Origin of the sequence: Methyloversatilis discipulorum (genome assembly GCF_000385375.1) — a bacterium.
In the GTDB taxonomy this organism is placed as follows: Bacteria; Pseudomonadota; Gammaproteobacteria; order Burkholderiales; family Rhodocyclaceae; genus Methyloversatilis; species Methyloversatilis discipulorum_A.
Window position 1 is genome coordinate 2,986,358 of sequence record NZ_ARVV01000001.1, and the last position, 24,467, is coordinate 3,010,824.

The 24,467-nt window shown below is 65.0% G+C and carries 24 protein-coding genes and 1 tRNA gene; 20 read left to right on the forward strand and 5 right to left on the reverse strand.

What is annotated here, in order from left to right; genetic code table 11:
• Window positions 1–10: 10 nt before the first annotated feature.
• The 3 genes from METRZ18153_RS0113980 to cysS all read right to left on the reverse strand — a co-directional run bounded on the left by METRZ18153_RS0113980 (window position 11) and on the right by cysS (window position 4,273).
• Window positions 11–1,876 carry a phosphoenolpyruvate carboxykinase (GTP) gene (locus METRZ18153_RS0113980; RefSeq protein ID WP_020165308.1) on the reverse strand — a complete coding sequence of 622 codons (1,866 nt, stop codon included), beginning with the start codon at window positions 1,874–1,876 and terminating at the stop codon, window positions 11–13.
• Window positions 1,877–2,143: 267 nt separating this feature from the next.
• A complete protein-coding gene (locus METRZ18153_RS0113985) occupies window positions 2,144–2,872 on the reverse strand; it encodes a Crp/Fnr family transcriptional regulator (protein WP_020165309.1) in 729 nt (242 codons plus the stop codon).
• Between the two features lie 21 nt (window positions 2,873–2,893).
• Entirely contained in the window at window positions 2,894–4,273 is a 1,380-nt protein-coding gene (gene cysS, locus METRZ18153_RS0113990) for a cysteine--tRNA ligase (protein ID WP_020165310.1), read from the reverse strand.
• A gap of 148 nt (window positions 4,274–4,421) precedes the next feature.
• Here cysS and METRZ18153_RS0113995 point away from each other — a divergent pair, with 148 nt between their 5' ends.
• The 6 genes from METRZ18153_RS0113995 to METRZ18153_RS0114020 are packed head-to-tail and all read left to right on the forward strand — an operon-like array spanning window position 4,422 to window position 9,153.
• Window positions 4,422–5,561, forward strand: a complete 1,140-nt coding sequence (locus METRZ18153_RS0113995; RefSeq protein ID WP_020165311.1) for a nuclear transport factor 2 family protein — start codon at window positions 4,422–4,424, stop codon at window positions 5,559–5,561.
• A complete protein-coding gene (locus METRZ18153_RS0114000) occupies window positions 5,558–6,787 on the forward strand; it encodes a L,D-transpeptidase family protein (protein WP_020165312.1) in 1,230 nt (409 codons plus the stop codon). The genes METRZ18153_RS0113995 and METRZ18153_RS0114000 overlap by 4 nt, the downstream gene beginning before the upstream one ends.
• A 55-nt stretch (window positions 6,788–6,842) precedes the next feature.
• A complete protein-coding gene (locus tag METRZ18153_RS0114005) occupies window positions 6,843–7,418 on the forward strand; it encodes a peptidylprolyl isomerase (RefSeq protein WP_019917475.1) in 576 nt (191 codons plus the stop codon).
• Between the two features lie 35 nt (window positions 7,419–7,453).
• Complete coding sequence (locus tag METRZ18153_RS0114010; RefSeq protein ID WP_020165313.1) at window positions 7,454–7,942, forward strand: peptidylprolyl isomerase; 489 nt, start codon at window positions 7,454–7,456, stop codon at window positions 7,940–7,942.
• 15 nt (window positions 7,943–7,957) lie between these two features.
• Complete coding sequence (locus METRZ18153_RS0114015; RefSeq protein WP_020165314.1) at window positions 7,958–8,716, forward strand: UDP-2,3-diacylglucosamine diphosphatase; 759 nt, start codon at window positions 7,958–7,960, stop codon at window positions 8,714–8,716.
• 11 nt (window positions 8,717–8,727) lie between these two features.
• A complete protein-coding gene (locus tag METRZ18153_RS0114020) occupies window positions 8,728–9,153 on the forward strand; it encodes a hypothetical protein (protein WP_020165315.1) in 426 nt (141 codons plus the stop codon).
• 69 nt (window positions 9,154–9,222) lie between these two features.
• On the opposite strand, the gene METRZ18153_RS0114025 is transcribed toward METRZ18153_RS0114020, so the two are convergent.
• Window positions 9,223–9,298, reverse strand: a tRNA-Thr gene (locus METRZ18153_RS0114025).
• A 142-nt stretch (window positions 9,299–9,440) separates the two neighbouring features.
• On the opposite strand from METRZ18153_RS0114025, the gene METRZ18153_RS0114030 reads away from it, so the two are divergent.
• From METRZ18153_RS0114030 to METRZ18153_RS0114095, 14 genes are all read left to right on the forward strand, one after another.
• Complete coding sequence (locus METRZ18153_RS0114030; RefSeq protein WP_020165316.1) at window positions 9,441–10,961, forward strand: hybrid sensor histidine kinase/response regulator; 1,521 nt, start codon at window positions 9,441–9,443, stop codon at window positions 10,959–10,961.
• Complete coding sequence (locus tag METRZ18153_RS0114035) at window positions 10,958–11,596, forward strand: response regulator (RefSeq protein WP_019917469.1); 639 nt, start codon at window positions 10,958–10,960, stop codon at window positions 11,594–11,596. Before METRZ18153_RS0114030 ends, METRZ18153_RS0114035 begins: the two co-directional genes overlap by 4 nt.
• Before the next feature lie 128 nt (window positions 11,597–11,724).
• On the forward strand, window positions 11,725–13,464 hold the full coding sequence (locus tag METRZ18153_RS0114040; protein WP_020165317.1) for a GGDEF domain-containing protein: 1,740 nt from the start codon (window positions 11,725–11,727) through the stop codon (window positions 13,462–13,464).
• A gap of 332 nt (window positions 13,465–13,796) precedes the next feature.
• The gene (locus tag METRZ18153_RS0114045) at window positions 13,797–14,990 is read left to right on the forward strand and encodes a flagellin N-terminal helical domain-containing protein (RefSeq protein WP_020165318.1); all 1,194 of its coding nucleotides are present in this window, start codon (window positions 13,797–13,799) and stop codon (window positions 14,988–14,990) included.
• Window positions 14,991–15,055: 65 nt separating this feature from the next.
• Window positions 15,056–15,406 (forward strand): flagellar protein FlaG, encoded by a 351-nt coding sequence (locus METRZ18153_RS0114050; protein ID WP_232416050.1) that lies wholly within the window; start codon window positions 15,056–15,058, stop codon window positions 15,404–15,406.
• A 10-nt stretch (window positions 15,407–15,416) separates the two neighbouring features.
• Window positions 15,417–16,832, forward strand: a complete 1,416-nt coding sequence (fliD, locus tag METRZ18153_RS0114055; protein WP_020165320.1) for a flagellar filament capping protein FliD — start codon at window positions 15,417–15,419, stop codon at window positions 16,830–16,832.
• 73 nt (window positions 16,833–16,905) lie between these two features.
• Window positions 16,906–17,292 carry a flagellar export chaperone FliS gene (gene fliS / locus METRZ18153_RS0114060; RefSeq protein ID WP_020165321.1) on the forward strand — a complete coding sequence of 129 codons (387 nt, stop codon included), beginning with the start codon at window positions 16,906–16,908 and terminating at the stop codon, window positions 17,290–17,292.
• Window positions 17,293–17,437: 145 nt separating this feature from the next.
• Window positions 17,438–17,737, forward strand: coding sequence for a flagellar protein FliT (locus tag METRZ18153_RS0114065; RefSeq protein ID WP_019917461.1), 300 nt, complete (start codon window positions 17,438–17,440; stop codon window positions 17,735–17,737).
• Between the two features lie 7 nt (window positions 17,738–17,744).
• On the forward strand, window positions 17,745–18,986 hold the full coding sequence (gene fliK, locus METRZ18153_RS0114070; RefSeq protein WP_020165322.1) for a flagellar hook-length control protein FliK: 1,242 nt from the start codon (window positions 17,745–17,747) through the stop codon (window positions 18,984–18,986).
• Window positions 18,986–19,288, forward strand: coding sequence for an EscU/YscU/HrcU family type III secretion system export apparatus switch protein (locus METRZ18153_RS0114075; RefSeq protein WP_020165323.1), 303 nt, complete (start codon window positions 18,986–18,988; stop codon window positions 19,286–19,288). Before fliK ends, METRZ18153_RS0114075 begins: the two co-directional genes overlap by 1 nt.
• Window positions 19,289–19,345: 57 nt before the next feature.
• Window positions 19,346–20,098 carry a flagellar brake protein gene (locus tag METRZ18153_RS0114080; protein WP_020165324.1) on the forward strand — a complete coding sequence of 251 codons (753 nt, stop codon included), beginning with the start codon at window positions 19,346–19,348 and terminating at the stop codon, window positions 20,096–20,098.
• A gap of 122 nt (window positions 20,099–20,220) precedes the next feature.
• Window positions 20,221–21,105, forward strand: coding sequence for a DUF4394 domain-containing protein (locus tag METRZ18153_RS0114085; protein WP_020165325.1), 885 nt, complete (start codon window positions 20,221–20,223; stop codon window positions 21,103–21,105).
• A 342-nt stretch (window positions 21,106–21,447) separates the two neighbouring features.
• Window positions 21,448–22,644: a sensor histidine kinase gene (locus tag METRZ18153_RS0114090; RefSeq protein ID WP_020165326.1), complete on the forward strand. Its 1,197-nt coding sequence runs from the start codon at window positions 21,448–21,450 to the stop codon at window positions 22,642–22,644.
• On the forward strand, window positions 22,625–23,068 hold the full coding sequence (locus tag METRZ18153_RS0114095; RefSeq protein WP_020165327.1) for a response regulator: 444 nt from the start codon (window positions 22,625–22,627) through the stop codon (window positions 23,066–23,068). The genes METRZ18153_RS0114090 and METRZ18153_RS0114095 overlap by 20 nt, the downstream gene beginning before the upstream one ends.
• A 41-nt stretch (window positions 23,069–23,109) precedes the next feature.
• Here the strand turns inward: METRZ18153_RS0114095 and METRZ18153_RS0114100 are convergent, their stop codons facing one another.
• Window positions 23,110–24,465, reverse strand: a complete 1,356-nt coding sequence (locus METRZ18153_RS0114100) for an MBL fold metallo-hydrolase RNA specificity domain-containing protein (RefSeq protein WP_020165328.1) — start codon at window positions 24,463–24,465, stop codon at window positions 23,110–23,112.
• Window positions 24,466–24,467: the final 2 nt, after the last annotated feature.

The following is a 24,467-nucleotide window of genomic DNA, read 5'->3' on the forward strand; positions in this document are numbered from 1 at the left end:
AAGCACCTGATCAGGCAGCCAGCTTTTTCGCGATCTGCGCTTTCACTGCGGCCAGCGCCTCAGGCAGGCGGTGCTGTAGGCGATCGAACAGTTCGTCGTGCAGCGCGATTTCCTGCTGCCAGGCGGCCACGTCGATCGAGGTGATGCGCTCGAACAGTTCGCGGCTGAACTCGGTGCCAGCCCAACTCAGGTCGTCGTAGCGCGGGCTGGTACCGAACAGGTGTTCGGCACCGTCGGCGCCACCGGCCACGCGGTCCAGCATCCACTTCAGCACGCGCATGTTCTCGCCGAAGCCCGGCCACACGAACTTGCCGTTGTCGTCGGTACGGAACCAGTTCACGCAGAAGATGCGCGGCAGCGCGCCGCCCTGCGCGGACAGGTTCTGGCCGAGCTTGAGCCAGTGCGCAAAGTAGTCGCTCATGTTGTAGCCGCAGAAGGGCAGCATGGCGAACGGGTCGCGGCGCACCACGCCCTGCTGGCCGGCGGCGGCAGCGGTGGTTTCCGAACCCATGGTTGCAGCCATGTAGACGCCTTCGATCCAGTTGCGCGCCTCGGTCACCAGCGGCACCGTGGTCGAACGACGACCGCCGAAGATGAAGGCCGAGATCGGCACGCCGGCCGGATCGTCCCAGGCCGGGTCGATGACCGGGTTCTGGGTGGCGGCGACGGTGAAGCGGGCGTTCGGGTGAGCGGCCTTGGCGCCGGTCTGCTTGGCGATTTCAGGCGTCCAGTCCTTGCCCTGCCAGTCGGTCAGATGGGCCGGCGGCGTTTTCGTCATGCCTTCCCACCAGACGTCGCCGTCGTCGGTCAGCGCGACATTGGTGAAGATGGTGTCGGAACGCAGCGAAGCCATGCAGTTGGCATTGGTGCTGTCGTTGGTGCCGGGGGCGACGCCGAAGTAGCCGGCTTCCGGGTTGATCGCGTACAGGCGGCCGTCCTTGCCCGGCTTGATCCAGGCGATGTCGTCGCCGATGGTGGTCACCTTCCAGCCCTCGAAACCCTTGGGCGGGATGAGCATCGCGAAATTGGTCTTGCCGCAGGCCGACGGGAAAGCGGCCGCGACGTAGTGCTTCTCGCCCTGCGGGTTCTGCACGCCAAGGATGAGCATGTGTTCGGCCAGCCAGCCTTCGTCGCGGCCCATGGTCGAGGCGATGCGCAGCGCGAAGCACTTCTTGCCGAGCAGCGCGTTGCCGCCGTAGCCGGAACCGAAACTCCAGATTTCGCGGGTTTCCGGGTAATGCACGATGTACTTGGTGGCGTTGCACGGCCACGGCACGTCCTGCTCGCCGGCGGCCAGCGGCTTGCCGACGGTGTGCACGCAGGGCACGTACTCGCCGTCCTCGCCCAGCACGTCGTAAACAGCCTTGCCCATGCGGGTCATGATGCGCATGTTGACGGCGACATAGGGCGAATCGGACAGCTCGATGCCGATCTGCGAAATGTGCGAACCGAGCGGACCCATCGAGAACGGCACGACGTACATCGTGCGGCCGCGCATGCAGCCGTCGAACAGGCCGTTCAGCGTCTGCCGCATTTCGGCCGGGGCCATCCAGTTGTTGGTCGGGCCGGCGTCTTCCTGGCGTTCGGAACAGATGAAGGTGCGGTCTTCGACACGCGCCACGTCGGACGGGTCGGACCAGGCGAGATAGGAATTCGGGCGCTTCTCGGGGTTCAGGCGGCGCATGGTGCCGGCGGCGACCATGTCGGCGCACAGGCGGTCGTACTCCTCCTGCGAACCATCACACCAGTGGATCGCGGCGGGCTTGGTCAGCGCAGCGATCTCGGCAACCCATTTCACCAGCTTGCGGTTTTTGACCCAGGCCGGAACGGGGATCTCTCCGGAGTTCAGCTGCTCCGGCGACAGGACGACTTTCATTGCGACGCTCTCCAAAATCCACCGGAATCGGACAAGGGTGGTAACCATTGCCGTCCCGGTTCGACGGTTGAAACAGACTCGGCATCCACCGGGTAGGTGTATGCGTCGGACCCTGCTGACCGCCGACTGCGCCTGCGGTCATCCTTACGGAGGTCGCACTTTAACCATAACGGGGTCTTATGTCTGCTATAAGAGTCACGAATGATGCGATTTGTTCAGGCGCAGCAGGTCCTGCCTAAGAAAGGCATTGCATTCGGCAACGTTGGATCAGTTTTCTTGATCGTGCGCCGCAAGAAGTGCGGCGAGACCTGAAGCGTCGATGCGCCAGTGGTAGCGGCTGTCCGCGTCAGTGAGCAGGTTGCTGCGTCGCAACAACCCGAGCGCACGACTGGCCGATTCCGGGGCGACGCCGAGGATGGCGCCGATGTCTTCCAGACTGAGGCGGATCGCCCTGCCGGGTGCCTCTTCGGTGCGCAGTCGCAGCAGCAGGCGCGCCACCCGCGTTTTCACGTCGGCGTGTCCGGCGGCCAGTTCGGCCAGCCAGGCGTCCGCTTCGGCCAGTGCGGCGTACCAGTGCTCGAACAGCGGTTTCTGCAGTCGCGGCGTTTCCCGATTGAGGCGTTCAATCAAGATGCGCGGGATGCGGCAGATCTTGGTCGGCGCCAGTGTGATTGCCGTGTGATCGTAGCCAGGCCGTACCAGCGCTTCGAGGCCGCACACGTCGCCCGGCCGCAGCACGCGCAGGATGCGCTGGTTGCCGTCGTTGCTGTAGCGCACCAGCTTGATCGCGCCAGCGCGCAAGGTGAACAGCCAGTCGCCATGGGCGCCGGCGTGATAGATGACGGCGCTGGAGGGGTAATCCAGGTCGTCTATCTGCTCATGCAGAAGCGCGAAATCGGCCTCCACCAGGTCGGCGAACAGCACCGACTGGCGGATGCTGCAGCCTTCGCAGTCACTGTGGCCGTTCCACGCCGATTTGATCGTGATCGCACGCATGCCCGACTGCAAAACTCCATGTTACGCACGGCGCCAAGTCGTTCCAGCGGCCGAATCTTCGAGGATGACGCCCTGCTGCTTCAGTTCGTCGCGCACGCGGTCGGCGGTCGCGAAGTCGCGTGCCTTCTTGGCGGCCACCCGTTGCGCGATCAATGCCTCGATCTGCGCGTCATCCAGACCGCCAGCCTGTGCACGGCCTTTGAGGAAGTCTTCGGGAGAACGTTCCAGCAGACCGAGCACCCCGGCCAGCGCGCGCAGTTCGCCCGCCACGGCTGCGTCGCCGCTGCGGTTGGCTTCGGCCGACAGGTCGAACAGCACTGCCATCGCTTCAGGCGTGTTGAAATCGTCGTCCATCGCTGTGCGGAAGCGGCTTCCTGCCGGCGTCGACCAGTCAGGCGCACGGCTGACGGGCGGCACGTTCTTCAGTGTCGTATAAAGTCGGGTCAGTGCGCCGCGCGCGTCGTCGAGATGGGCGTCGGAGTAATTGAGCGGGCTGCGGTAATGGGCGCGCAGAATGAAGAAGCGCACCACCTCGGCGTCGTACTTCTGCAGCACCTCGCGGATGGTGAAGAAGTTGCCCAGCGACTTCGACATCTTCTCGTCGTCGACGCGGACGAAACCGTTGTGCATCCAGTAATTGACGAAGGTGTGGCCGTGCGCGCCCTCGCTCTGGGCGATCTCGTTCTCGTGGTGCGGGAACTGCAGGTCGGCACCGCCGCCGTGGATGTCGAACTGGTCGCCGAGCAGCTGCGAACTCATGGCCGAGCACTCGATGTGCCAGCCCGGGCGGCCGTCGCCCCACGGTGACGCCCACTTCGCCTCGGCCGGCTCGGCCGGCTTGGCGTGCTTCCAAAGCACGAAATCGAGCGGGTCCTGCTTGTCGTCGATCACATCGACGCGCTCGCCGGCACGCAGGTCGTCGAGCGACTTGCCCGACAGCTTGCCGTAGCCGTCGAACTTGCGGACGCTGTAGTTCACGTCGCCGCTGGCCGCGCGATAGGCCAGGCCCTTCTGCTCCAGGCGCTGGATCAGCGACTGCATCTGCGGCACGAATTCGGTGGCGCGCGGCTCGTGATCCGGTCGCAGCACGCCCAGCGCATCCGCGTCCTCGTGCATCGCGGCGATGAAGCGGTCGGTCAGCGCGCGCATCGTTTCACCGTTCTCGGCCGCCCGCTTGATGATCTTGTCGTCGATGTCGGTGATGTTGCGGACGTAGGTGACCTGATAATCCGCTGCGCGCAGCCAGCGCGTCACCATGTCGAACACGACCATCACGCGGGCGTGGCCGAGGTGGCAGTAGTCGTACACAGTCATGCCGCACACGTACATGCGCACCCGGCCGGGTTCGATCGGAACGAAATCCTGCTTCTCGCGGGTGAGGGTGTTGTAAATCTTGAGCATGGCTGGCCGTAAATCGGGAGGGCTGCGAAGAGGAAGACCCGCTCTGCGGGCAAGTACTCGAATCAGACGCAACGACAGGACGCCGGCACGCCTTCTTGATAAGATCCGGGGTTGTCAAACGACGCATTCACGCCAAAAAGTCTAACACATGGCCTTTACGCACCGCTCCGCCTCCCGCCTCGTTTCCAGCCTGATCGCCGGCCTGATGATGCTGTGCGCATCGGTCTCACCGGTCTTCGCCGACAGCATCCAGGAAGCGGAACAGCTATTGCGCCTGAAGCAGCCGCAACAGGCGCTTGAAAAGATCGACATCTACCTTGCGCAGCGACCGCGCGATCCGCAGGGCCGTTTCTTCAAGGGCCTCATCCTGACCGAACTGGGCAAGATCCCGGAGGCGACCCTGGTATTCCAGAAGCTGACCGAGGACTACCCGGAGCTGCCCGAGCCCTACAACAACCTGGCTGTGCTGTACGCGCAGCAGAAGCAGTACGACAAGGCCAAGACCGCGCTCGAAATGGCGATCCGCACCCATCCGAGCTACGCGGTGGCGCACGAGAACCTCGGCGACATCTACGCCCGCATGGCGACGCAGGCCTACGACCGCGCGCTGCAGCTCGATTCGTCGAACAAGGCGGCACAGAGCAAGCTGAACCTGATCCGCGAAATGGTCGGCAACGGCAGTCGTGGCAACCAGAAGCCACGCGCCATTGCGCCGATCGCCGCCGCGCCGTCGACAGCGACCGCCACGCCGGCACCGGCTGCTCCGCCCGCGCCGAGCACGCCGGCAGCTCCGGCAGCTCCGGCGAAGCAGCCCGAGGCGGCCAAACCCGCCGAAGTACCGAAACCGCCGGCGCCGACCGCTGCCGCACCCGCGCCCGTACCGGCACCCGCCGCCGCAGTGCCGGCACCCGCGCCAAAGGCGGATGTTCCGGCAGCCACTGTGCCGCCGGTCGCGGAACTCACCCGCACCGTGCAGGACTGGGCGGCCGCCTGGTCGCGCAAGGATGTGAAGAGCTACCTTGGCTATTACGCGGCCGACTTCAAGGTACCGGACGGCAAACCCCGCGGTGCCTGGGAAACCGAGCGCCGGTCGCGCATCGCCAAGCCGGGCGCAATCGAGGTCCGCGTCGAGAACGTGAAGGTGAAGTCGGTCGCCACAGACCGTGCCGACGCCACCTTCCGCCAGCACTACAAGGCGGTCGGCCTGAAGACAAGCACGACCAAGACGCTGACGCTGGTGCGCCGCGACGGCCGCTGGCTGATCCAGCAGGAGCGGGTCGGCGGATGAGCACGGCCCCGGTCGCCCGCAGCCGCGCGCTCACACGCGTACTGCGCAACGCCCTTTTCCTGTCCTCGCTGTGCGTGCCGCTGGCCATCGGCTCAGGCCAGTCGGGCAATGCCGTCCGCTATTCCGACAGCGGTCCCGAACCGATGCTCGAACAGGTGTTCCGACAGATCGAGAGCAAGCGGCTCGACCTCGCGCTGGAACAGGTCGATGCCCTGCTCCACATCTGGCCGAACTTCCGTCTCGCCCACCTGATACGCGGCGACCTGCTGATGGCGCGCGCCAGCGCGCTGACGACGATAGGCAATGCGCCGAATGCGCCGGCCGAGCGCCTGGCCGACCTGCGCGACGAGGCGATCGCGCGCATCCGCGCCTACCGCGACAAGCCGCCGGTCGATCGCGTACCGCGCTACCTGATGCAATTGCCAGCGGATCAGCGCCACGCGCTGGTAGTCGATGCGCGCCGTTCGCGCCTCTACCTGTACGAGAACGTCGACGGCAAGCCGCGCTTCGTGGCCGACTGGTATGTATCGCACGGTCGCCTCGGCATCGAGAAAATGCGCGAGGGCGACAAGAAGACGCCGCTGGGCGTCTATCAGGTGACCGGCTTCCTGCCGCCGGAGAAGCTGACCGATTTCTATGGCGCGGGCGCATTGCCGATCAACTATCCGAACGCCTGGGACCGCAAGCAGGGCCGCAACGGCCACGGCATCTGGCTGCATGGTGTGCCGTCGGACACCTTCTCGCGACCGCCGCGTGCCTCGGACGGCTGTGTCGTGCTGGCCAATCCCGATTTCCAGGCGCTGAACAGGTATGTACAGGGCGCGCCGGTACCGGTGGTCATCAGCGATCAGGTCGAATGGCTGACGCTGGACGACTGGCAGGCCGAGCGGGCCGAGTTCAACCGCGCGCTGGAACAGTGGCGCGTCGACTGGGAAAGCCGCGACACCGACCGCCTGCTGTCGCACTACTCGCCGCAGTTCAGCGCCGACGGCAAGAACTTCGACGCCTTCGCGAAGAACAAGCGCGAGGTGAATGCGGCGAAGAAATGGATCAAGGTCGGCGTGCGCAATCTGAGCACCTTCCGCAATCCCGGCCGGGACCACCTGGTGGTCGTCACCTTCGAACAGGACTACCGCAGCGACAATCTGAGCAACGTGATGCGCAAGCAGCAATATTGGCAAAAGGAAAACGGCCGCTGGCGCATCGTCTTCGAGGGCTCGGCCTGAACCGGCCGCCGCTCCACCTGTCTTTCACGCTTCCCACCCACACGGAGTCACCCGCATGAAGAAGTTCCTGTTCGGCCTGCTGGCCGGCCTGCTGCCGCTGTTCGCCCTCGCCGCCAACCCGCAGGTCGAAATGAAGACCAGCCAGGGCACCATCGTGATCGAGCTGTTCCCGGAAGCCGCCCCGGCCACGGTCGACAATTTCGTCGAATATGTCAAAGCTGGTTTCTACGACGGTCTGATCTTCCATCGCGTGATCAACGGCTTCATGATTCAGGGCGGCGGTTTCGACCCGCAGATGAACCAGAAGGCCACCCGGGCGCCGGTGAAGAACGAGGCGCAACGGGCGCTCGACAAGGGCGTGCGCAATGCGCCGGGCACGCTGGCGATGGCACGCACCAACGACCCGCACTCGGCGACGGCGCAGTTCTTCATCAATCTGGTCGATAACCGCATGCTCGACTACCCGTCACGCGACGGCTATGGCTATACCGCATTCGCCAAGGTGATCAAGGGCATGGAAGTCGTGAACAACATCGCCACGGTGCGCACCGGCAACGCCGGCATGCACCAGGACGTTCCGCTGACGCCGGTGGTCATCCAGTCCGTCCGCGTCCTCGAAGCCAAACCCTGACCGCCGCGCCAGCGGCCCCAACCGGAGAACACAACATGGTCAAACTGCACACCAATCACGGCGTCATCACGCTCGAACTGGACGCCGAAAAGGCCCCGCAGACGGTGGCCAACTTCCTCGCCTACGTCGAGGCCGGCCACTACAACAACACCATCTTCCACCGCGTGATCGGCAATTTCATGATCCAGGGCGGCGGCTTCGAGCCCGGCATGAAGCAGAAGGACACCCAGGCCCCGATCAAGAACGAAGCCGGCAACGGCCTTTCGAACACGGTCGGCACCATCGCCATGGCGCGCACTTCCGACCCGCATTCCGCGACTGCCCAGTTCTTCATCAACGTCGGCGACAACCTGTTTCTCGACAAGGAACAGTCGCAGGACGGCTGGGGCTACTGCGTGTTCGGCCGCGTTACCGAAGGCATGGACGTGGTGAACAAGATCAAGGGCGTGGCCACCGGCCGCTCCGGCTTCCACCAGGACGTGCCGAAGGAAGACGTGGTGATCGAACGCGCCGAAGTGGCGTAACACCGCGTGCGTGGCATGGACCTGCTCTGTTCCGATCTTCATCTGTCCGCCGCCACGCCTGCACTGAACGCGGCCTTCGTGGCCTTGCTCGAAGGCCGCGCGCGCGATGCGCAGCGCGTGTTCCTGCTCGGCGATCTGTTCGAGGCCTGGGCCGGCGACGAGGACGTCGACGACCCCGCTGTGCGTCCGGTGATCCGTGCTCTGCGGGCGCTGCACGAGCGCGGCATCGAACTGCACGTGCTGCCTGGCAATCGCGACTTCCTGCTCGGCGCGGGCTTCACCGCGGCCACCGGTGCGCGCATTCACGGCGACTGGCTGATTGCCGACATCGGCGGCGAACCGACGCTGCTGCTGCACGGCGACACGCTGTGCACCGACGACCTGCCCTACATGCAGTTCCGCGCCATGGTGCGCAACCCGCAATGGCAGACCGCCTTCCTCGCCAAGCCGCTGGCCGAGCGCCACGCGATCGCCGAGGACATGCGCCGGCGCAGCAAGGAAGCCACGGCCGGCAAGGGCGAATACCTGATGGACGCCAACGCCGACGCGATCGCATCGATGTTCCGCCACCACGACGTCGCGCGGATGATCCACGGCCACACACACCGGCCGGCCCGTCATCTGCACGAAGTCGATGGCGGCGCCTGCGTGCGCCACGTGCTGGCCGACTGGCGCGACCGCGCCTGCTGGTTCGAGGCCGACGGCAGCGGCCTGCGCGCCTTCACCACCGACGATGCGGGCGCGCCGTTGCCGGACGCCCGCTACACCGCTTGAGGAGACCTCAGATGAGCACTTCCGAACTGCGCATCCGCCTGGCCGCCGACGGCCGCATCGAGTGCCGCAAGGGCGATGCCGCACCGGCGATCACGCTGGACCCGGACTTCTTCGGCAATCCCGAGTCGGCCGAGGCCCAGCGCGCACTCGGCCGCTTCGTGTTCGCCGTGCTGCAGGGCGTCACGCCTGCGGCCGACGCAGACGCCCCTGCAGCCGCCGACCCGAACAGCCCGGACGCGCTGTACCAGAACTTCGTCACGCTGCAGAGCGAAGCGATGAAGAGCTACTCGGCCAACATGCTGGCCATGGCCGAACAGGCGCTGCAGCAGTCGGCCGCCGCCGGCTTCGGACCGGCCGTCGAGGCGATGAAGGACTGGCCGTCGATCCGCACGGTCGCCGACATGCTGATCGCGCGCGGACCGGAACAGAAGAACTGAGCGCCGTGCTGAACGCAGCGGCGACGCATGTGAAAAAGGCCGATTCGAAGGAATCGGCCTTTTCTTTATTGGTGCCGCTTGTCGGAATCGAACTGACGACCTACCGCTTACAAGGCGGTTGCTCTACCAACTGAGCTAAAGCGGCGAGTTGCGGATTATATCGCTGCTGTCGCCTCGCGCGGCGCTGTCGCTGCGCAATGTGCATGGATTAAACTGCAGGACACTACAACAATGCCTTCGCGCGTCAGCGTGGCGAGCCGTTCGCCGCGGACGAAGGCCCTGATCCGATGCCCGATCCCGTCACGCCTGTTCTGACCGCCCAGCGCACGCTCGATGTCCTGCTGATCGAGGACTCCGAAGACGACGCGGTGCTGCTGCTGCATCGCTTCCGTCAGGCCGGCTACACCGTGCGCTCGATCCGTGTCGAGGACGAGAAGGGGCTGCGCGCCGCGTTGCGCTCGGCTTCCTGGGATGTCGTGCTGTCCGACCACAACATGCCGCAGTTCTCGGCCATGGCGGCGCTGGGCATCCTGCAGGAACTGGGGCTGGATCTGCCCTTCATCATCGTGTCGGGCGTGATCGAGGAAGACATCGCCGTGTCGGCGATGCGCGCCGGCGCCCACGATTACCTGAGCAAGACCAATCTCGACCGCCTGGTGCCGGCGGTCGAGCGCGAAATGCGCGAAGCGCGCAACCGCGCCGAGCGGCACAGCGCACTCGACGCCGTGCGCGACAGCGAAGCACGCTTCCGTGCGCTGGCGGCCAACATCCCCGGCATGGTGTTCCAGCTGCTGCGCCACGACGACGGCGGCTGGCGCTTCCTGTTCGTCAGTGACGGTTGTCTCGCCCTGCTCGCGCTGAAGCCGTCGGAACTGATCGCCCAACCCGGCCGCTTCCTCGAAATGGTGCTGCCGGAGGACATGCCGGAACTGAACCGCGCAATGAAGCAGTCGGCGCAGTCGCAGTCCACGGTGAACTGGGAAGGCCGCATCCGGCTGCCGGACGGCGACGTGAAATGGGTGAACCTGCGCTCGTCGCCGCGGCTGCTCGCCTCCGGCGTACCGATCTGGGAAGGCATCGTTTCCAACATCACGCAGAGCAAGCTGACCGAGCGCGAATTGCGTCAGTCGCGCGGCCAGCTGGCCGAGCTGTCGTCGCACCTGCAGATCGCGAAGGAGGAGGAACGCGAACGGATCGCGCGCGACATCCACGACGAACTGGGCGGCCTGCTGGTGGCGTTGAAGTTCGAAGTTTCGCTGCTGGCGAACAAGACCGCCGCCGACCCCGACGCCATCCGTGCACGTTCACAGAGCATGGGCAAGCTGGTGGATGACGCGATCACCACGGTCGGCCGCATCGCGCGCGAACTGCGTCCGGGCATCCTGAAGGAGTTCGGACTGGCCCCAGCGATCGAGAGCCATGCCGAGGATTTTTCCGCACGCACCGGCCTGCAGTGCGAACTGCTGTGCATCGACCACGACATCGAGCCGGACGAGGAGACGGCGATCGCGCTGTTCCGCGTGTTCCAGGAGGCGCTGACCAATGTGTCCAAGCACGCTCAGGCGCACAAGGTCGAAGTCAGGCTGACGCAGGAAGACGACGACATCGTGCTGGAAATCGCCGACGATGGTCGCGGTCTTGCGCCCGCCGATCTGAACAAGCCCAAATCATTCGGCCTGCGCGGCATACGCGAGCGGGTCGCCCACCTGAACGGCCGCTTCGAGGCGAGCGGCCGCGACGGCGGCGGCACCCGGCTGCTGCTGCGTGTACCGGCCTGCCGCCGCACCGTACTGGAGTTCGCACGATGAGCAGCATCCGCATCCTGATCGCCGACGACCACGCCATCGTGCGTTCGGGTCTGCGCCAGATCCTGTCCGACAGCCCCGACCTGGTGGTCACCGGCGAGGCCGAGAACGGCGTCGAGGCCATGCACAAGCTGCGCGACGGCAGCTTCGACATGGTGCTGATGGACGTGTCCATGCCCGACCGCAACGGCATCGACACCCTGAAGCTCGTGCGCAAGGAGTTTCCCAAGCTGCCGGTGCTGGTGCTGTCGATGCATCCGGAAGACCAGTACGCCATCCGCGCGCTGAAGGCCGGCGCCTCCGGCTATCTGACCAAGCAGAGTGCGCCGGAGCAGCTGGTGACCGCCATCCGTCAGGTCGCCAGCGGCAAGAAGTACGTGTCGCCGACACTGGCGATGGAGCTGGCCAACGCCATCACCGACGACAGCGAGCGCCCGCCGCACGAAAAGCTGTCTGACCGCGAGTACCAGACGCTGGTGATGATCGCGTCGGGCAAGACGCTGACGCAGATCGGCGAAGAACTGAATCTGAGCGTCAAGACGGTCAGCGTCTATCGCGCCCGGTTGCTGGAGAAGATGCGCATGAAGAACAACGCCGAACTGACCCACTACGGGCTGAAGCATGGTCTGGTCGACTGAATATGGGCTGCGCCAGCGTTGCAGCGCCCGGTGACAAATTTCGCACGGCTTCCCCCTAAAGGCCGCAGGGCGATTGCCGTAGTTTGCATTCGTTACAAACCGTTAATAGTCCGCACATGTCAGACGCCATGCAGCCGCTCGAAATCGCTCGTGAAGCCCTGCGGCGGCTCGCCATGCGTCAGCTGCAGCCGACGCCGGAGAACTATCGCGCGCTGTACCACGAGATCGCAGGCACCAAGCCGGAAGACCTCTTCCCCGAGCGTGCGCTGAAACTGGTCTGCAGCACGCTGCCGCGGCTCAACCAGGCGCAGATCGAGTTCGTGCAGCGCCTCGAAAGCGCAGTCACCAGCCGCAGCTGGTCGGCGATCAGCGGGTCGCTGGTCGGCCTGCTGCGCGCCCAGGCAGCGCCTCAGCGCAAATGGACGGCCCTGCTGAAGGACGTGTTCAAGCAGCTCGAACGCAACCACGCGGCGCTGACCTTCGCGCAGAAACACCAGGCATTGCAGCAGGTTCTGGATTCCTCGAACGGCGAACTGGATGCGCTGTACTCGCGCATGAGCGCACTGGCCGACAAGTGGGAATCGGCGGAGGACGGCAAGGCCGTCCCTGCGGTGCAGCTGGTCACCGACAGCGCCGCACCGACCGACAACAGCGACGCGGCACTGCGCGATCTGTTCGCGCGCACGCTCGAGGGCGTCGTATCCAGCCTGCTCATTACCGCACCTGAACTGCGCGACGAAGCGATCGAACTGGGTCAGGTGCTGCGTGAAGTGCGCGACATGCGTGGCGTGGATGACCTCGCATCAAAGCTGCGCAACCTGATCTACCGCCTGAACTGGGTGGTGGATGATCAGGCGGAAATCCGCACCGGTCTGCTTTCGCTGCTCGACCTGCTGCTGCGCAATATCAGCGATCTGGTCATCGACGACCGCTGGATGCGCGGCCAGATCGATGCGTTGCGCGGCCTGTGCGATCACCCGATCAGTGCGCGCGAGCTCGACGAAGTCGAGCGCCGCCTGCGCGAGGTGATCGAACGCCAGGGCTCGCTGCGCGGCAATATCGACGACGCCAAGCACCAGATCAAGCTGATGCTGGCCGGCTTCGTCGAGCAGCTGAGCAGCTTCACCGACGCCACGTCGGGCTTCGGCGACAAGATGGAAGGCTATGCGCGCACCATCGCGGAAGCCGACGACATCGGCGCGCTGCAGGGCGTGATCGCCGACGTGATCACGGCAACGCATGAAATGCGCGCCACCACGGAACGCTCTCGCAACGAGGTCGACACCATGCGCGATCGCGTGCGTGCGGCCGAAGCGGAGATCGAGCGTCTGCAGATCGAGCTCGAACAGACCAGCGAGAAGATGCGCCACGACCCGCTGACCGGCGCACTCAACCGCAAGGGTCTGGAAGAGTCCTATGCGAAAGAGGTGTCGCGCGCATCGCGCCGCGGCACCCAGCTCTGCCTGGCCGTGCTCGACATCGACAATTTCAAGCGCCTGAACGACACCTACGGCCACAACACCGGCGACGATGCGCTGCTGCATCTGGTGGCCACCGTGCGCGACTGCCTGCGTCCGCACGACACGCTGTCGCGTTATGGCGGCGAGGAGTTCGTCATACTGCTGCCGGAAACTTCGGTCGATGACTCCGTCGTCGTGCTGCAGCGACTGCAGCGCGAACTGACCAAGCGCTACTTCCTCGCAAACAATGACAAGCTGCTGATCACCTTCAGCGCAGGTGTCACCGTCGTGCAGCAGGACGAAGCCCAGAGTTCGGCCATCGAACGTGCCGACGTCGCGATGTATCAGGCCAAGGCGACCGGCAAGAACCGCGTCGTCGTCGCACCGGGCACCGCCATCGCTGCGTGAGCGCCGCTGTGTCACCTGCGCAGCGGCAATCACAATTGGTAACAGTTGAAATCAAGCGCTGACGCGGCTTTCCGGGCGAATTTCACGCCATCCCCAAAGCACAAGGCACTCTTCGGGGCAACCCTAAAGTTTTTGCCCCTCGAACCTACACCGCAGCGGCAAGCCATTTCGCGATGCCTGCGCCTGAAAGCCACGAGCACAAAGGCTTTCATTGAGATAGCGGGCTAAAGTTTTCTCTCCCCTCTCCGTTACTTGAATCATCGGCGACATCAACATCGGGTCATGCAACCCAGGGCGCCGTAACTACACCACTTCGTGACAGGAGAAAGAAAATGCCGCAAATCATCAACACCAACGTTGCCTCGCTCACCGCTCAGCGCAACCTCAATTCTTCGCAGAGCTCGCTCGCCACTTCGCTGCAGCGCCTGTCGTCCGGTCTGCGCATCAACAGCGCCCGTGACGATGCCGCTGGTCTGGCGATTTCGCAGCGCATGAACGCCCAGGTCAAGTCGCTGAACCAGGCTGCCCGTAACGCCAGCGACGGTATCTCGATGATCCAGACCGCTGAAGGCGGCATGTCGCAGATCCAGGACATGCTCATCCGCATGAAGGAACTGGCCACCCAGGGTTCGAACTCGACGCTGGCTGACGCAGAGCGCTCCTTCATCGCCGACGAAATGACCCAGCTGCGCGACGAGATCAACAACATCTCGACCCGTACCAAGTTCAACGGCCAGCAACTGCTGAACGGTTCCTTCGGCAAGGCACTGGACACGACCTCGACCGTGCAGGCTGGCCGCAACCTCGCGACCGGCACCGCAGCCGCGGTGACCAAGGTCGACATCACGGGTGCCCAGGCTGGTACGACCTTCACTTTCTCGAACGCAGCCGGCGTGCTCACCCTCAGCGACGGCACCAACTCGCAGGCGATCGACCTGACCGCCGTCACGGTCGCCGCAGGTGGCAGCTTCGAATTGAACTACAACGAGCTGGGCGTGAAGGTGACTGTGGCTGCAGCCGCTGCCGCCAAGACCGGCGCGAACATCGCTACCGACCTGAACACCGGTACTGTCATCACCACCGCAGCCACCGGCGCTGAAATCCAGGTCGGTGCCGACGATGCCGCCGACAACCGTCTGACGCTGACCTTCGGTGACACGCAGATCAACGGCGCCAACTCGGATGCCCGCATGGTTGCCCTGGACACCGACATCACCGCGTTCTCGGGCGCGACGACTGCGGCCAACTCGCAGGCGCTGCTGACCTCGGTCGAAGACGCACTGACCTACGTGTCGGAACAGCGTGCCGCCCTCGGTGCCCAGCAGAACCGCCTCGACTACACCGTGGCCAACCTGCAGACGCAAGCGGAAAACATCTCCGCCTCGAAGAGCCGCATCACCGACGCGGACTTCGCTGCCGAAACCGCCAACCTGACCCGCGCGCAGATCCTGCAGCAGGCCGGTACCGCGATGCTGGCGCAAGCCAACTCGCTGCCGCAGAACGTGCTGAGCCTGCTCCGCGGCTGATCGCGTAAGGCAGCAATGAGGGGGCGCGGGCGACCGCGCTCCCCACCCAGCATAGGGAGAACATCATGGCCGTACAGCCTATCCCGAACAGCGCAACGATCTCTGCCCCGGGCGTCCAGGCGACCACCGGGGCAAAGCCCGTTATGCCCGAGAGCAAGAAGGCGGAAGCGCCGCCCAGCGAGGCCGCGCTCAGCAACGAACAGATCGAACAGACGGTGGACGAGATTCGTCGCAGGATCGAACCGGTGGCACAGAACCTGCTATTCACGATCGACAAGGACACAGGGAAAACCATCGTGCGGCTGATCGACTCGACCACCAAGGAAGTACTGCGGCAGATTCCTTCCGAAGAACTGATTGCGATTGCGCGGTCGCTCGGCAAGAGCCAGAGTGGACTGATCGAACGCAAGGCCTGAGGAGACTGCCATGGCATCGTCGCTCGCATTCGGTACCAACCTGGACATCAACTCCATCGTCACGCAGCTGATGACGGTCGAGAAGCGTCCGCTCACGCTGCTCTCGGAGAAGCAGGCCAAGCTCGAAACGAAGATTTCCAGCTACGGCATGATCAAGGGCGCGATGTCCACGCTGCAGACAGCAGCGGAAGCACTCGGCAAGGCGGAAATCTTTGCCTCCCGCAAGGCAACGATTGCCGACAGCGCGGTGGCAACGGTTGCCGCCTCGACGACGGCGACGCCCGGCAACTATTCAATCGAGGTGAGCAGCCTGGCCCGCGCGCAGGTCACGGCGTCGGCAGCTTTCGCCGGCGGCAGCACCGCGAACGTCGGCAGCGGCACGCTGACCATAGAACTGGGCAGCTACAGCGGCGGCGCATTCACCGCGAACCCCGACAAGACAGCGGTCAACATCGACATTTCCAGCGGCGCTGCGACACTTGCCGACGTGCGTGACGCGATCAACGCGGCCGACGCCGGCGTGACGGCATCCCTGCTCAACGACGGCACCGGCACCCGCCTCGTGCTGACCTCGCAGGATGGCGGCACCGCGAATACTGTGCGCATCACCGCCGCCGATGGCGACGGCAACAACACGGACAACGCGGGCCTGTCGCGGCTGATCTATGACGCCTCGACCGGCGGCACCTCCAATCTTTCGGAGAAGGTGACCGCTTCGGATGCCGTGCTCAAGATCAATGGCATTGACGTCACCTCGAGCAGCAACACGCTGACGGACACCATCGAAGGCGTCACGCTGACGCTGAAAAGCACCAACGTCGGCAACCCGACGACGCTGACGGTCGGTGCCGATTACACCGGCGCGAAGAGCGCCGTCGAAAAGCTGGTCAAGAGCTACAACGACGCCATCCTGACCATCAAGAACCAGACGTCGTACAACACGACCACCCAGACCGGTGCGGCACTGAACGGCGAGAGCACCGTGCTCAGCCTGCGCTCGCGTCTCGCTTCCGCCGTCACCGAAGAGATCGCGCCGGGTGTTTCGCTCGCCAGCATCGGTGTGTCGGTGCAGAAGGACGGCTCGCTGAAGATCGACTCCGACAAGCTCACGACGGCGCTGGAGAGCGGTGCCGCAAAGTCGCTGTTCATGGGCAGTACCGGCGTGACCGGTCTGGCCTCCAAGATCGACTCGATGATCTCGTCCGTGATCGACGAGGACGGCCTGATCGGCAACCGTCTCGAAGGCATGGAAGAGACGAAGAAGGCGATGAACCGCCAGCGCGACGCGCTGAACGTCCGCATGGAACAGATCGAGGCCCGCTACCGCCGACAGTTCACCGCGCTCGATTCGCTGATCAGCAGCATGAACACGACCAGTACCTTCCTCACACAACAACTCGCCAGCCTGCCGACCTATTCGAGCTGACAGAGCAGCGGACGATACAGCCATCCTCTAACGGGACCAGAACATCATGTTTGCATCACTTTCCAACCCGCGCATGGCCTACAACCAGGTCGGCGTCGAGGCACGCGTGGCCAGCGCCGATCCGCACCAGCTCATCCTGATGCTGTTCGACGGCGCGATGATGTCGGTATCGACCGCCAGCCACCAGATCGACATGGGCGACACGGCGGGCAAGGGTCAGTCGATCTCGCGTGCGATCGACATCGTCGGCAACGGTCTCAAGGTCAGCCTGGATCTCGAAGCTGGCGGCGAACTCGCACAGCGCCTGTACGCGCTGTACGACTACATGTGCGTGCGCCTGCTGCATGCCAACTCACAGAACGACAAGGCCGCGCTTGATGAGGTGGCCCACCTGCTGGGCGAGCTGAAGGGCGCCTGGGAGGACATCCGGCAAAAACTGGTCCAAGGGGCGCCGGTCTGACCGGCAAACCGGGAAAATAGAAAGGTAAAAGGCGTCTACATGCACGCCTCGGAGCACGGGGTCCGCTGTAGTCTTTACACACCATTCACCGCCGGCCGAACGACGGAATTGCCGCGGCGACACTTACGCAAAACGGCCTGATCACATGAACTCTCTGTCACTGCTCGAAAACATGCGTCAGATCTCCAGCGACATGGTGGAGGCCGCGCGCGCGAACGACTGGGACCGTCTGGTCAATCTCGAACAGGCCGTCGCGTCGATGCGCAGCCGACTCGCCGACAACGACGAGCCGGTGTCCTCACCGGCCGAGCGTGCGCGCAAGTTCGACCTGATGAAGCAGATTCTCGCCGACGACGCCGAAGTGCGCCGTCACGTCGAACCGTGGATGCAGCAGGTCACCAGCTATCTGGGCAAGCTGCCGGCGGGCACGGCGGACAACGGCTGAGCACACCATGAACAACCTGCTGCCAGGGCTCGCACAGCGTCTGGCGGCGCTGACGCGCGAATCGGTCCAGACCACCGGCCCGATCGCAGCGCTTTCCGACCAGTTGCCCGAGTTCGAGCCGGGCGAACGCTACACCGCACGCATCCTGCAGAACCTGCGCGACGGCCTCGCCCGCGCCGACGTGGGCGGACAGACCGTCACCCTGCGCCTGCCGCAGACCATTCCCGAAGGTCGCACCGTTGCCCTCACGCACGTGAGTCGCAGCGCGCAGACGCTGGTGGCCACGCTCGACGGTGACAATGCGGCGCCGACCGACGGCGATGCGCCGGCCGACAATGCCGGCAGCCCGGTACGCCTGAGCGTGCCGGCCCGCACCATCGCCGGACTGCTCGACGGTCCCGAGCCGCAGCCGACCCGACTCGCCAGTGGAAAGCCGATGATAGATCCGGCCGCCATGCTGAACGCCGCCACCGGCACGCTCGAAAACGACGCCACGCCCCAGATCGCCAGCCGTCTGGCGCAGGCGATCGGCACCAGCGGGCTGTTCTACGAAGCGCATCAGGCGCAGTGGGTCAGTGGCGAACGGCCGCTCGAATCGACCGCAGCCGAGCCGCAGCGCGCCTTCGACCCCGAGAAACCGGCGCCACGCGCCGGCCTGCCAGTCGCGCAATCGACAGCGACCGACGACACGCCGGAACCCGGACAGGTCGCAAACAGCACGATCAGCGCTCGCGCCGACGACGAATCGATGCCGGACACCGGCACCCTGCGCAGCGACACCGGCGTGCGCGAACGCGCCGAAGCGGCCAAGGCCGATACCGGCCCGCCCGCCGAACTGCGGCCGCTGGTGCAGAACCAGCTGCTCGGCCTGTCCCAGCACACGCTGGCCTGGGAAGGTCTGGCCTGGCCGGGGCAGACGATGAAGATCGAGATCGACGACCCGGAGCCTCAGCGTCACGGCGAACCGGGCAGCGAAGGTGACAGCGCGCCGGAAGTCCCGTGGACATCCCGCGTGCGGCTGGTCCTGCCGGGCCTGGGCGAGGTCGAAACTTCGCTCACGCTGTGGAAGGACCACGGACTGACGCTGGGCATATCCGCCGACGATGATGCCCGCCTGCGCATGGGCACCGCTCTGCTCGACCTGCAGCAGCGCATGACCGATGCCGGTCTGCGCCTGGGCAGCGTGAACTTCAGCCAGCTGGACGAGGCCCTTGCGGCCACGCCCGACGACGGCACGGGCAGCGTCTGATGAACACCTCGCCGCGCGCCCAGGCCGTTGCGCTCGCCTACGGTGCCGGCGACGCCGCGCCGCGTGTCGTCGCCAAGGGGCGCGGCATGGTGGCCGACGAAATCATCCGCCGCGCGCGTGAAGCGGGCGTTTTCGTGCATGAATCGCGCGAAATGGTGTCGCTGCTGATGGGACTGGATCTGGACCAGCGCATTCCGCCCGAACTGTATGTCGCGGTCGCCGAGCTGCTGGCCTGGATCTACCGCATCGAGAAGGGAATGACCGACGTTCCGGCGCCAACCGTTAAACTGCCATCTGAATGAATTCGTGCCTGGTGCGCCGCCGCACCGGGTAATTGCCCATAGACAGGGATGCACCCAATGACCGAGAACATCCGGTTCGATCTGCTGGAAGCAGACGATTTCGCACGCTACGTGCTCGACGGCCAGACCGATATCGCCTTTTACCTGCGGGCAATGCGGGATCGCCGCGTCAATCTGTCCGTCTATGCCGGCCGCGCGCCCGACCCGTTTCTGACCGCCGTACTGGCCGTCGACGACGCACGCGGCATGGTCGTACTCGACGCACCGCGTGACCCGGCGCAGCTCGAGCAGGCGGTGAAGGCGTCGCCACTGGTGTTCCTGACCTCGCTCGAGAAGGTGAAGGTGCAGTTCATGGTCGGCCAGTGCGCCGCAATCGAGCACGAAGACCATCCGGCGCTGGAAATCCCCTTCCCGACGCGCATGCTGCGCCTGCAGCGGCGCGACTACTACCGCCTCATCCTGCCGCAGAACCCGCCTCTGCGCTGTCTGCTGCCGGCCGGCGAAGGCGAGGGGCGCATGGTCGAAGCCATGGTGGTGGATATTTCCGGCGGCGGTCTCGCCGTCGTCGCACCGCCGAGCGGCATCGAGCTGAAGGTCGACAGCGTGATCGACAACTGCCAGATCACGCTGCCCGAGATCGGCACCATCACCGCAACGCTGCAGGTGCGCAACATGTTCCGCGTGACCGAACGCGGCGGCAGCGAACTGCGTGCGGGCTGCCAGTTCATCGGCCTGCCCGGCGCCGCCGACGCGCTGATCCAGCGCTACATCCTGCGCATGGAAAGAGAGCGCAACGCGCGCGAAGTCTGACCGGCGCCGCCGGATGAATTTTCGGTGACAGCTGCATCCATGCGGCCCCCTCCTGTGTAGAGCGGGTGACGACTCACTCTGGTGACGCGTCCTCCCCCTACTTTTTTCAGGAAAGGTCAGACATGTCAGCACGCACCCTCACCGTCCTCGCCGCCGCTCTCACTCTGTCCGGCACCGCCGCCCACGCGGCCGATTTCGTCGGTCTCACCACCGGCAACCAGATCGGCATCTTCAGCAGCGGCAATACCGCCAGCGCCAGCTTCATGTCCATCACCGGACTGGGCAGCGGCGAACGCATCCTCGGCATCGACCTGCGACCGAGCGACAACATGATCTACGGCGTCAGCAGCCTGAACCGCATCTACGCGCTGGACGTCACGACCGGGGCGGCAAGCTTCGTGTCGGCGCTCGACATCCCGCTGGTGAATCCGTCGCTGTCCTACGGCATCGACTTCAACCCGGTGGCCGACTTCGCCGGCGCAGCCTCGCTGCGCCTGGTGAGCCAGACCGGCAGCAATCTGGCCATCAACGCGAACACCGGCGTGGTCGGCAACGCCGCCAGCGTCATCCCGGGCGGCATCACGGCTGTCGCCTACACCAACTCCGATGCTTCGCAATCCAGCGGCCCTGCCAGTACGGCGCTCTATTACATCGACACGGCAACCGACACGCTGCGTTTCGCACCCGGCGCCTTCAATGCACCCACCATCAGCCAGGTCGGGGCGCTGGGCGTTGCCGGTAACGTGATCGGCGCCAACGGCTTCGAGATCGACGCGATGGGCATGGGCTGGGCCGCACTGACGCTGGACAATGGCGACAGCGGTCTGTACTCGATCAACCTGATGACCGGGCTCGCCACCTTCAACGGAGCGCTCAACGCGAACCTGCGTGGCCTGACCTCGGCGCCGTTCATGGCGCCGGTACCCGAGCCTGAAACCTACGCGATGTTGCTGGCCGGTCTCGGTTTGATCGGTGCCGCCGCGCGCCGCCGCATCGCTCGCCCGTAAGCGGCGTTGCGGAGACATGAAGAGCACCTCTATCCCACGTCAGCACACGGCTGAGCGGCGCGAGACAGGCAGCACATCGCCTGGCGCTCCAATAAAACGACACGCTCCGACTTAAGCAGGCATTGCGTGCCCGGGCGGTTCCGCCTCGGGCACGCAATGACCGGTACGTCTCGCCCCCTTCCTGCGGCAGCCCCCTCCGGAAACACGGTGCAGCATCGCGCTGTCACAGCGACCGACCACACTGATGGGTGAACGCGCACGCCTCCAGTAATGCGCGGGCTATAGTGCGCTCGTCAACGCGAGCGTTCGGGCTATGCGCGACGTCTTTGGAGCGGCAGCACCATGACGGAACTGAACACCCTCCTTCCACACGGCTACTGCTTTTCGTGGCAACGCGACCTGCTGCTATTGCATGTGTTGTCGGACACGCTGATCGCGCTGGCCTACTTCACGATACCGATTACGCTCTGGGTGTTCGTGCGAAGACGTGCCGATCTTGGTTTCCGCTCGGCCTTCGTCATGTTCGGCGTATTCATCATGGCCTGTGGCGTTACCCACGTAATGGACGTGTGGACGCTGTGGAACCCCGACTTCTGGCTGGACGGCTGGATACGCGCCTTCACCGCGGTGGTATCGCTGGCCACCGCGGTATTGCTGTGGCGACTGATTCCGCTGGCGCTCGCCCTGCCCTCACCTGACAGCCTGCGCCGCGCCAACGAGGAACTGCGCGCCGAGATCGACCGCCGGCAGCAGTACGAAGCACAGTTGCAGGCGATGAACGAGCGAATGCGCCTGCAGATCGACGAACTGGAAGCGATGTCCTACGCCATCGCGCACGACGTGCGCGGCCCGCTGCGCCACATCGACGGTTTCGCGCGGGTACTGGGCGATCGCCTCGGCGTCGCCGACACCGAACCCGCCTCGTTGAGCTATCTGCAGCGCATCCGCGCCTCGGTGCGGCATCTGAGCGACATCGTCGAGGGGCTACTTGCTTTCTCCCGCGCCAGCCGCGCCGAGATGCATCTGGAACGTTGCGATGCGCGCGCCCTGGTCGACGACGTGCTCGAAGAGCTGGCGCCCGAACTCGACGGACGCGAACTCGATATCAGCATCGGTGAGCTGCCGCGCATCCGCGCCGACCGGACCTTGATGTTCCAGGTCTTCTACAACCTGATCGCCAATGCCGTGAAGTACACGCGAGGCTGCAACCCGGCCCGCATCCGCATCGAATGCGAGCGCAGCGACGATGGCCAGTACACCTTCCAAGTGCGCGACAACGGCGCCGGTTTCGACATGAAATACGCATCCAAGCTGTTCGGCGTATTCCAGCGGCTGCATCACGCGTCCGAGTTCGAAGGCACCGGCATCGGCCTGGCAAACGTGAAGCGCATCGTCGACCGTCACGGCGGTCGCATCTGGGCCGAAGCCTCGCCCGGTCACGGCGCCAGCTTTCACTTCACCCTTCCCAACCCATCCGACCTACCCCCGGCCGACGCCGCCCACTCAACGGGAGCCACTGATGTCGCTGCACTTGCGTGAAATCCTGGTCGTCGATGACAACGACAACGACGTCGAACTGATGCTGCTCGGCCTGCGCGTGCTGAATCTGGCAAACGAAATCGTCGTCGTACGCGATGGTGCGGAAGGGCTGGACTACCTCTACAAGCGTGGCAGCTTCGCCGGCCGCAGAGGTGACGCGCCGCTTTTCGTGCTGCTCGACCTGCACATGCCGCGCATGGACGGCATCGAAATGCTGGCCGAACTGCGCGCCGACGAGAACATGCGCGCGCTGCCCGTCATCATCATGAGTTCATCGAAAGAAGACCCCGATCTGCGTCGCTGCTACGGCCTGGGCATCAACGCCTACGTTGTAAAACCCGTCGATTTCGACCAGTTCTCGCGCACGGTGACGCAGATGGGCGTGTTCTGGGCGCTGATCAACGAGCCGCCGCCTCTGCTCTGAGCACCGCAGCGAAGCTGTCGTCGCGGTCGACGGGCATCGGTTCAGTCAAGGTCGAACTCCTCGTCCTGCTCCGGCACCTGCGCCGACCACGCGAGCTCGTGCTCGAGCTTCTGCCGCAAGCTGTCGGCGGCGACCGGCTCGCCGTGCGTGACGAACACGCGCTGCGGGGCGCGATCGACCGGACGCAGCCAGTCCAATATTTCCTTCCAGTCGGCATGCGCCGACAGACCTTCGACCTGCGCCACCTCGCAGGCTATCGGCACATCACGACCGAAGATGCGCAGGCTGCGCTTGCCCTTGAGCAGTGCATCGCCACGCGTGCCTTCAGCCTGGTAACCGGCGATCACCACCGCATTTCGCGGGTCGGCTCCGAAGGCGATCAGGTGGTGCAGTATGCGGCCGCCATTGAGCATGCCGGCGCCGGCGATGATGATCTTCGGGTAACGATTTGACGCAAGCGCTTCCGAATCCTCCGGCGAACGCGTGTAGGTGACCATGGCATGCAGCCGGTCGCAGGCGTCCTGGGTCAGCCGGTGCTCGCTGCGGAAATGACGGAACACGCCGGTCACGTCTATCGCCATCGGACTGTCGAGAAAAACCGGCAGTTCGGGGATGCGGTGTTCGTCCATCAGGCGCGACAGCAGATACATCAGCGCCTGCGAACGACCGACCGCGAACGACGGCAGCAGCACGGTGCCACCGCGAGCGGCGGTGCGGTTCACGATGCCGGCCAGCGTTTCGTACGGATCTTCGTCCGGGTGCAGGCGGTCGCCATAGGTCGATTCGAGCACCAGCCAGTCGGTGGCGGCGAGACGGTCCGGCGCGTACATGACCGGATCCTCCGGCCGCCCGAGATCGCCACTGAAGGTGATGCTGCGCCCAGCGCAGTCGACGCGCACGCTGGCCGCACCGAGGATGTGGCCGGCGCGCGTGAAGGTAACGCGGAAGGGCCCGATCTCGATCGGCTCGTCGAAACCGGTGCTGCGGAACTGCTTCATCACCTGCCGCGCGTCTTCCGTGGTGTAGAGCGGTTCGGCCGGATGGTGCTTGCTGTAGCCGTAGCGGTTGGCGTGGCGGGCGTCCTCCTCCTGCAAATGGGCACTGTCTTCGAGCAGGATGTCGACCAGTTCTCGGGTGGCCGAGGTCGACCACACTGGGCCGTGAAAGCCCTCGCGCATCAGCCGCGGAAGGAAGCCGGAGTGATCGAGGTGGGCATGCGTCAGCACCACCGCCTCGATATCGCGCGGCGCGATCGGAAAGGGTTTCCAGTTGCGACTTCGGATGTTCTTCACACCCTGGAACAGGCCGCAATCGACGAGCAGGCGATGACCGCCATGCGTCAGCAGGTAACGTGAACCGGTGACCGTACCGGCCGCACCGAGAAAGCGGATTTTCATGA

What these genes read in the sequence shown, in the direction of transcription:
- METRZ18153_RS0113980 (WP_020165308.1), bottom strand. Translation starts at nt 1,876, where the DNA reads ATGAAAGTCGTCCTGTCGCCGGAGCAGCTGAACTCCGGAGAGATCCCC.
- METRZ18153_RS0113985 (WP_020165309.1), bottom strand. Translation starts at nt 2,872, where the DNA reads ATGCGTGCGATCACGATCAAATCGGCGTGGAACGGCCACAGTGACTGC.
- cysS (WP_020165310.1), bottom strand. Translation starts at nt 4,273, where the DNA reads ATGCTCAAGATTTACAACACCCTCACCCGCGAGAAGCAGGATTTCGTT.
- METRZ18153_RS0113995 (WP_020165311.1), top strand. Translation starts at nt 4,422, where the DNA reads ATGGCCTTTACGCACCGCTCCGCCTCCCGCCTCGTTTCCAGCCTGATC.
- METRZ18153_RS0114000 (WP_020165312.1), top strand. Translation starts at nt 5,558, where the DNA reads ATGAGCACGGCCCCGGTCGCCCGCAGCCGCGCGCTCACACGCGTACTG.
- METRZ18153_RS0114005 (WP_019917475.1), top strand. Translation starts at nt 6,843, where the DNA reads ATGAAGAAGTTCCTGTTCGGCCTGCTGGCCGGCCTGCTGCCGCTGTTC.
- METRZ18153_RS0114010 (WP_020165313.1), top strand. Translation starts at nt 7,454, where the DNA reads ATGGTCAAACTGCACACCAATCACGGCGTCATCACGCTCGAACTGGAC.
- METRZ18153_RS0114015 (WP_020165314.1), top strand. Translation starts at nt 7,958, where the DNA reads ATGGACCTGCTCTGTTCCGATCTTCATCTGTCCGCCGCCACGCCTGCA.
- METRZ18153_RS0114020 (WP_020165315.1), top strand. Translation starts at nt 8,728, where the DNA reads ATGAGCACTTCCGAACTGCGCATCCGCCTGGCCGCCGACGGCCGCATC.
- METRZ18153_RS0114030 (WP_020165316.1), top strand. Translation starts at nt 9,441, where the DNA reads ATGCCCGATCCCGTCACGCCTGTTCTGACCGCCCAGCGCACGCTCGAT.
- METRZ18153_RS0114035 (WP_019917469.1), top strand. Translation starts at nt 10,958, where the DNA reads ATGAGCAGCATCCGCATCCTGATCGCCGACGACCACGCCATCGTGCGT.
- METRZ18153_RS0114040 (WP_020165317.1), top strand. Translation starts at nt 11,725, where the DNA reads ATGCAGCCGCTCGAAATCGCTCGTGAAGCCCTGCGGCGGCTCGCCATG.
- METRZ18153_RS0114045 (WP_020165318.1), top strand. Translation starts at nt 13,797, where the DNA reads ATGCCGCAAATCATCAACACCAACGTTGCCTCGCTCACCGCTCAGCGC.
- METRZ18153_RS0114050 (WP_232416050.1), top strand. Translation starts at nt 15,056, where the DNA reads ATGGCCGTACAGCCTATCCCGAACAGCGCAACGATCTCTGCCCCGGGC.
- fliD (WP_020165320.1), top strand. Translation starts at nt 15,417, where the DNA reads ATGGCATCGTCGCTCGCATTCGGTACCAACCTGGACATCAACTCCATC.
- fliS (WP_020165321.1), top strand. Translation starts at nt 16,906, where the DNA reads ATGGCCTACAACCAGGTCGGCGTCGAGGCACGCGTGGCCAGCGCCGAT.
- METRZ18153_RS0114065 (WP_019917461.1), top strand. Translation starts at nt 17,438, where the DNA reads ATGAACTCTCTGTCACTGCTCGAAAACATGCGTCAGATCTCCAGCGAC.
- fliK (WP_020165322.1), top strand. Translation starts at nt 17,745, where the DNA reads ATGAACAACCTGCTGCCAGGGCTCGCACAGCGTCTGGCGGCGCTGACG.
- METRZ18153_RS0114075 (WP_020165323.1), top strand. Translation starts at nt 18,986, where the DNA reads ATGAACACCTCGCCGCGCGCCCAGGCCGTTGCGCTCGCCTACGGTGCC.
- METRZ18153_RS0114080 (WP_020165324.1), top strand. Translation starts at nt 19,346, where the DNA reads ATGACCGAGAACATCCGGTTCGATCTGCTGGAAGCAGACGATTTCGCA.
- METRZ18153_RS0114085 (WP_020165325.1), top strand. Translation starts at nt 20,221, where the DNA reads ATGTCAGCACGCACCCTCACCGTCCTCGCCGCCGCTCTCACTCTGTCC.
- METRZ18153_RS0114090 (WP_020165326.1), top strand. Translation starts at nt 21,448, where the DNA reads ATGACGGAACTGAACACCCTCCTTCCACACGGCTACTGCTTTTCGTGG.
- METRZ18153_RS0114095 (WP_020165327.1), top strand. Translation starts at nt 22,625, where the DNA reads ATGTCGCTGCACTTGCGTGAAATCCTGGTCGTCGATGACAACGACAAC.
- METRZ18153_RS0114100 (WP_020165328.1), bottom strand. Translation starts at nt 24,465, where the DNA reads ATGAAAATCCGCTTTCTCGGTGCGGCCGGTACGGTCACCGGTTCACGT.